This is a genomic window from Alkaliphilus hydrothermalis, from assembly GCF_016908555.1.
GTDB classification, from domain to species: Bacteria; Bacillota; Clostridia; order Peptostreptococcales; family Natronincolaceae; genus Alkaliphilus; species Alkaliphilus hydrothermalis.
On the sequence record NZ_JAFBEE010000041.1, the window covers coordinates 1 to 3,414 of the forward strand.

Annotated in this window: 3 protein-coding genes; all 3 read right to left on the bottom strand. The window is 36.4% G+C overall.

All coding sequences use genetic code 11. The annotated features are described in order from the left end of the window. Nucleotides 1-92: 92 nt before the first annotated feature. The 3 genes from JOC73_RS14875 to JOC73_RS14885 are packed head-to-tail and all read right to left on the bottom strand — an operon-like array spanning nt 93 to nt 3,307. Nucleotides 93-1,106, bottom strand: a complete 1,014-nt coding sequence (locus JOC73_RS14875) for a site-specific integrase (protein WP_204404663.1) — start codon at nt 1,104-1,106, stop codon at nt 93-95. Next, nucleotides 1,093-2,079 (bottom strand): tyrosine-type recombinase/integrase, encoded by a 987-nt coding sequence (locus JOC73_RS14880; protein ID WP_204404665.1) that lies wholly within the window; start codon nt 2,077-2,079, stop codon nt 1,093-1,095. Before JOC73_RS14880 ends, JOC73_RS14875 begins: the two co-directional genes overlap by 14 nt. Beyond that, the gene (locus JOC73_RS14885; RefSeq protein WP_204404667.1) at nt 2,072-3,307 is read right to left on the bottom strand and encodes a site-specific integrase; all 1,236 of its coding nucleotides are present in this window, start codon (nt 3,305-3,307) and stop codon (nt 2,072-2,074) included. Before JOC73_RS14885 ends, JOC73_RS14880 begins: the two co-directional genes overlap by 8 nt. Nucleotides 3,308-3,414: the final 107 nt, after the last annotated feature.

The window sequence follows — 3,414 nt, forward strand, 5'->3', positions numbered from 1 at the left end:
CCTTATGCAAAGTAGATGATTATGCAAAGTAAATCCTGCTAAGTATTGTTTTGTCTAGATTCTTCTATGACTTACTTTGCATAATATACTGACTACTTGAGATTGGAGAGCCAATCAAGTAATGCTGTATCTTTACTCCAATCGGGGAGATTACTATCAACTAAGTCAGGGTAAGCATTCTCAATAGCCTGCCGTTTTAATTCTGTATCACATTTAGCATAAATTTCTGTTGTTTTAATATCTTCGTGTCCGAGAAAATCCCGAATATATATGAGATTTACGCCTGCTTGCAACAGGTGCATTGCTTTGCTATGACGGAACATATGAGGAGTTGCAGTTTCCGGTACAAGTGTTGAGTTCTTCCTAGCTAAAGTCACATATTGCTTAATAATATATGAAATTCCTTCCTTGGTAAGTTTGGTATGTTGTTTATTCGTAAACAATGGATAATCACTTTTCCAAGGTTTATCAAGAGAGCTCTCCAAGATGTAGTTTTTTAATAAAGCTAGAGTATTTTTCATCAGGGGGACTCTTCGTACCTTATCACCTTTACCAGTAAGGATAAGCACGGCAGGATTATCTAAGATAACATCACGTATTTTAAGGTCTGCTAATTCCTGTACCCTACAACCTGAATCATACAATGTACTTAAAAGGGTCAAATCACGACGTCCCTTAGTAGTAGTCTTATCTGGCAGTGACAATAGAAATTGCATCGCACCTGGTGTAAGATGTGGCACAACAGTTCTTTGTGTCTTTTTAACAGGTATTGCTATTACCTTTTGAAAATGAAGAATTCCTGATGGTTCCTCATACTGGGCATAACGAAAAAATGAATGTATGGCAGCAAGTCGTTGATTTCTAGTTGAAATACTGCTTTTACGAGAATCTTCAAGCCATTCCAGGAAGTCCGCTATTAATTTATGGGTAAGCATATCCATAGTCAACTTTTCAATAGATATACTTTTCTGTATCTGGCAGTACCTGAGTAAAAGCTTAAAAGTATCACGATAAGATGCAATAGTATTACTGCTCGCATTTTTCTGTGCAGGCAAATACTCAGATAAGAAGGCTGTAAGATGGATCGCAAAATTAGTAGGTTTCATAATTATCACCTTCTAATTTTGGAATGACATCTGGATAGAATCCTTCTAGCTTTATGGATATATCAGGAAATACATCAGCTGTCATTCTAAGATAATATGCAGTTTCCTTAAAAGAATCATGTCCCATATATGTTTTAAGGACTGGGAGATAAACTGTAAGGTCTTTACCCTGCATAACCCATTTTTTTAAACAGTGACATGCAAAAGCATGTCGAAAATCATGTACTCTTGGTCCTTTACCACGACCACCATGAGATATACCAGCTTTCCATAGAAAACGCCTAAGGTTATGATAAATATTAGTTAGAGTCATTGGGTTCCCATTTAATCCAGGGAAAAAGTAATCATTGTCCTTTGACATCATATGCACATGCCGGAAGTAACTCCTACAATGGTTTGTAATATCATCTGACATAGGAACTAGACGTGTGTTATCCTTCTTTGAATGTTCTATGGTTAATACGCCTGCCTCTAGGTCAATGTCATCTACCTTTAATAGTCTAGCTTCAGATGAACGTAAACCACAGGAATATATCATTCTGAAAAATATCGGCATAATTAAATGTCGATGTGGACATTGGCTGACATAGTGACATTTATCTGTTTCATCGAAGAAACGTTTTAATTCATCCTCGGTATAGATATAGGGAATATACTTCTCTTTCTTTGGAAAGTATCCCTTTGGAAGAATGTAAGCATTCATTCCAATTGAGTCCATATATATAGAAAGTTGCCTAATGATAGAACCCCGTGAACACTGGTTGGCCTGTGATTCATAATTTTTCTTTGAACACCAGTCCAGAACAATTTCTCTAGTAAGCCCAATAGCATTAGTGTATTTTACAGCGGTAAATGCAGAAAAACGCAATAAGTGATTCACTTCAGTTGTATATTTGTACCCGATTGCTTGTTTCAGCATAACGTGATTTTTGATATGCACTGCAAATGGACCTTTAAAAGGATAATTATTCATGAATGTCCACCTCCGGCATATTTAGACAGCATTCTTTCAATTTATTGATGTCTACTTTCAGATAAACTGCTGTAGAATCTGTATCAGTATGACCAAGGATGTCAGAAATAACCGTAAGTGGTGTATCGTGCTCAAGCATTCTTGAAGCTGCAGTATGTCTAAGCGAATGCATACCCCGATGTTTCTTCAAGGTAGGAATATGAGCGATTCTCATGTAATCACGTATTAATTGATGTAAATGGTCACTTTCTGAGAAAGGTAGGAATGGTGCTAAATGTCTTACAAATACAATCGGAGAATTAACCTTAGGTCTACCATACTTCAGATAGTCAATTACTGCCCAGCCTACTTCAGCTGGGATAGGAAGAGTGACAGTACTCCTTGTTTTTGATTGTGTGAATATCAATTTCTTTTCTTCCCAATGGAAACTATCAAAGGTTAGATTTTTGATATCTGTGACTCTAAGACCTAGTACGCAACCGAGAAGAATAATTGCATAGTCACGCTTTCCCTTTGGACTTCCACGATCAATTGCACCTATTAGGGCATCTAACTCTTCCTTGGTCCAAACGGAAGGGATACGAGTCTGCTTTCTTGCCTGAACCATAGGAGTTTTTGAAGCTAAATCATCCTTTAAAATATCCTGTTCTAGTAGATATCTTAAAAATGCACGTATGGAGCAGATGATTTGTTCCACGGTTTTATAGGCATAGCCAGCTAATGTTTTGATGTAGCTATTGACAATGGGAAGTGTGATATCATGGCAATTTTGAATTCTTTGGGAAATCAAATAATCCATAAAGCGTTCTGATTGTTTCGCATAATGGTCTACGGTTACCTTAGAGTAATCTTTAAGTTCGCAGTATTTCTTAAAATCGTCACTAATACCCATAAAATATGGGTCAGTAAGTAACTTCTGATGCTTGTAATAGCGTCTTAAAACGGTATGATGGAGTTGATAATCACCAATTATTCTAATGATACGAAGTTCCTGTGTATCTTTCTGCGACAAGGTTTTATCGAAGTCCTTTTCAAAAATCTGGAAATAGCTTTCAACATAGTCAATTCCTAGTTTCTCAGAATAATGAGTTTCGTTACGTTCTTCAGTAAACTGCAGAATTTTCTGCCATCGGTTACGATAAAACTTCATGGAACCTTCAGTATAGCCTAAACGCAACAGTTCTTGCTCTAAGTCATGCAATAATTCTTTAATTGGTTTCTTTTGCATAAGAACCTCCTTCAATGATTTTTGAGTTTTACTCTATAATCATTGCCGAAGATTATGCAAAGTAAATCAGAGGTAACATCAGTAATTATGCTACACCTACAGGTTTA